Origin of the sequence: Desulfonatronovibrio magnus (assembly GCF_000934755.1) — a bacterium.
In the GTDB taxonomy this organism is placed as follows: domain Bacteria; phylum Desulfobacterota; class Desulfovibrionia; order Desulfovibrionales; family Desulfonatronovibrionaceae; genus Desulfonatronovibrio; species Desulfonatronovibrio magnus.
This window is the reverse complement of record NZ_JYNP01000137.1, coordinates 1-2,203: the sequence shown is the minus strand read 5'-3', so window position 1 is coordinate 2,203 and position 2,203 is coordinate 1. Positions and strand designations below refer to the sequence as shown.

The 2,203-nt window shown below is 39.9% G+C and carries 3 protein-coding genes and 2 pseudogenes; 4 read left to right on the top strand and 1 reads right to left on the bottom strand.

Translation table 11 applies throughout. From position 1 onward, the window contains the following. The 4 genes and pseudogenes from LZ23_RS24675 to LZ23_RS11725 all read left to right on the top strand — a co-directional run. Positions 1-342, top strand: a pseudogene (locus LZ23_RS24675) (Rpn family recombination-promoting nuclease/putative transposase); the annotation flags it as partial. 421 nt (positions 343-763) lie between these two features. Beyond that, positions 764-1,150: a MerR family transcriptional regulator gene (locus LZ23_RS11735; protein WP_157493211.1), complete on the top strand. Its 387-nt coding sequence runs from the start codon at positions 764-766 to the stop codon at positions 1,148-1,150. Positions 1,151-1,352: 202 nt separating this feature from the next. After that, entirely contained in the window at positions 1,353-1,622 is a 270-nt protein-coding gene (locus LZ23_RS11730; protein ID WP_157493210.1) for a DUF4160 domain-containing protein, read from the top strand. Between the two features lie 12 nt (positions 1,623-1,634). Next, positions 1,635-1,892 carry a DUF2442 domain-containing protein gene (locus tag LZ23_RS11725; RefSeq protein WP_045214410.1) on the top strand — a complete coding sequence of 86 codons (258 nt, stop codon included), beginning with the start codon at positions 1,635-1,637 and terminating at the stop codon, positions 1,890-1,892. A gap of 212 nt (positions 1,893-2,104) precedes the next feature. On the opposite strand, the pseudogene LZ23_RS25360 reads toward LZ23_RS11725, so the two are convergent. Next, positions 2,105-2,203, bottom strand: a pseudogene (locus tag LZ23_RS25360) (Fic/DOC family N-terminal domain-containing protein); the annotation flags it as partial.

Sequence of the window (2,203 nt, the reverse complement as noted above, 5' to 3'; positions counted from 1 at the left end):
GGCTATCTAAATCAGGAAGACTACAAAAAAGCTCTGGATCTCATTCCAGAGGGAGGTGAGAAGATAATGGAAACTTTAGCTGATCAGTGGCTTAGAGAAGGTGAAGGTAGAGGGTTTGTTATTGGGAGAGAGGAAGGTTTTGTAGAGGGCAAACTAGAAAACGCCCAAGAAACCTTAATAGCCCTTGCAACAGAGCTATATGGGCCACTTCCTAGGATGCTCTCAGCCAAAATTAGATCCATCCAGTCCATCGATAATCTTCGCATTTTAACCATAAAGATCACCAGGGCTGAGTCCTTAAGCGGTTTTACAGAACTGGTAGACAGGGCTGCTGAAGATTAATTTCCTGTTTGCGCATATTACCGTTGTGATTGTGGCATAAAAAGCTTGGGGCTACATGCTGCCTTGACAATAACTGGCCAGCTACGTCGACTTTTTTAACTTCTAAACTGTTTCCGCATACCTGACATCAAAAATAGGCTTCTTAATTCAAAAACCTGCCTTCTTTTTCGTTATAAGTTTTAAATGAAAACTTTATAACCGAAAGGAGGCAAAACATGCCAAAAGTTCTTTTAAAACAAAGGTTTGTACGCAAACCGCCTGTTCCAACAGACAAGCAAAAAATCCAGTATTTCGACGAGCTTGAGCCTGGGTTTATTCTGGAGGTTACCAAATCCGGAAATGGAAGAAATTGGGGACATGGAAGAAATGGGGGACAGGTTGATTATGTTTTTTTGAGTTGCGCAAGACTCCAGCTGATTTGGTGTCCGAGATTGACAGACTTCTTGACCATTGTACCACTGAAGAGATAGCAAGCAAGTTGAATCAACAAGGAATGCGCACTGTGGACGGGGAGCCTTTGAACCCAAAAAGCATCCAGTATATTCAAAGGTCGTACAAGCTTGACTCGCGCTATGAACGTTTACGCAAACTTGGCATGAAGACTGCTCAGGAGATATCCGAACAATTAGGGGTATGCACCCAGACAGTAAGGCGCTGGAACAAGGCAGGATTTTTCAAAGCCCATCAATGCAGCAACAGACAACAATATCTGTTTGAACCGTTGAGTCATGACTCACCAGTTATGGATAAACTTAACGAACATATGACAAAAATGGACCACCAGAAGGGAAAAAAACCAGATTGTTAACCAAGAACAAGACGAGGTGTAGTATGCAGCTAACTCCCTGGATGCTGGCCGAATATTGACCCACAGCGGTTAAAAGGATTTGATAAGAAATTAAATTCTATAAATATGGACCAATATTGGTGTCTTTTTTTCTCTTGTCAAAAGGGTAAAAAGTTTTAATAATATTTTATCTCGAAAAATTAATATTTTATAGGAATTACAAGTGCCTACAATTAGTATGTTTTATGGAATCATTATACGCATGTTTTACATGGATTCACAGAGGCACAACTCTCCTCACTTGCATATTGAATATCAAGGCGTGAAATCTATCATATCTATTCCAGATGGTGAGATGCTTGAGGGAGAACTACCAAATAAAAAATTACGATTAGTTCAAGCTTGGATTACTATTCATGAAGAAGAAATCATGGCCAACTGGCAGTTAGCTGTAAATGGTGAGCCAATATTTAAAATTGATCCGTTGCGCTAAAAGGATATTATTATGATAGAAGTAACATCAGTATCTCCTCAAGAAGAATATAAGCTTTTACTTACCTTCAATACTGGAGAAATGCGTTGCTTCGATATGAAGCCATACCTTCAATATCCAGTATTTAGAGATCTGAAAAACATTATCATATTTAAAAAAGCAAAGGTTCAATACGGAACAGTAACATGGCCAAACGAGATCGATATAGCACCTGAAACTCTCTATGGTGAATCTTTTGATGTTCCTGCCCTCACAGCAGCAAGCATCTAAACTTTGCAAAATGGCTAACGAACAGAGAGAGTAGACTGAACCTGAATTAAACTTCAGCATGGACGACCGGATCAGTTTTTAGACGCCCACTGCATCAACTTAATCCACAACAGTAAAATGAACCTAACCAAATCTACCAGATCCAGCTTGAATTTTCCTGACCCATTTGTTGATTTTCCCTATCACCAATACCAGGAAAGTCTTCACAATCAACTCACATAGTTACTTACTTCACGCACATCATCCATAGGAACTTTCGGCTCCTGATCCAGTTCAAATAACAGCAGGTCTGAAAGGGATGACTGCGTTCC